The organism is Streptococcus oralis, assembly GCF_001578945.1.
Taxonomy (GTDB): Bacteria; Bacillota; Bacilli; order Lactobacillales; family Streptococcaceae; genus Streptococcus; species Streptococcus oralis_Q.
The window spans coordinates 282,543-283,086 of record NZ_KQ969551.1; the positions used below are offsets into that span (position 1 = coordinate 282,543).

Here is a 544-nt window from a genome sequence, read left to right on the forward strand (position 1 = left end):
AAAAAACTCCATCGGACAAATTGTTCAAGTTGTTTTTTTGATGCTTGTTCTGGTGCCAGCTTCAAACCAAGCTGGGATAACTCGCACAAAACTTGCGAATGAGAAACGAGAAGGTAGCTGAATTGATTAAAACGCATGGCGCTCTCCTTTGGAAATATTCTAAATTTAGTATATCAAAAATAAGGTAAAAAAGATATCGTTGACTTGTGATGAAGTCACTTTAAAAGGAATGGTCTCTACCTTTTCATTCTAGTTTTTAAAATGGTATAATAGTAGTAAAACGAAAGCAAGGAGGAGAAGAAATGATTGCACAGCTCGACACCAAGACTGTTTATAGTTTTATGGAAAGTGTGGTTTCAATTGAAAAATACGTACAAATGGCTAAAGAATACGGCTATTCTCACCTTGCTATCATGGATGTTGATAATCTCTATGGAGCCTATCACTTTTTAGAAGTGACTCGTAAGTATGGCATTCGACCTTTAATTGGTCTTGAAATGAACTTGATTATAGACGACAGGGTGATTTCTTTCCGTTTTCTAGC

General features: G+C 35.8%; 2 protein-coding genes. One reads left to right on the top strand and one right to left on the bottom strand.

The genetic code is table 11. From position 1 onward, the window contains the following. Positions 1-137, bottom strand: a 137-nt coding sequence (locus SORDD16_RS12240) for a hypothetical protein (RefSeq protein ID WP_369404185.1), incomplete at its 3' end; no start/stop codon positions are given. Positions 138-302: 165 nt separating this feature from the next. Here SORDD16_RS12240 and SORDD16_RS04075 point away from each other — a divergent pair. Then, a partial coding sequence (locus SORDD16_RS04075) for a PHP domain-containing protein (RefSeq protein ID WP_128973469.1) occupies positions 303-544 on the top strand: 242 nt, incomplete at its 3' end.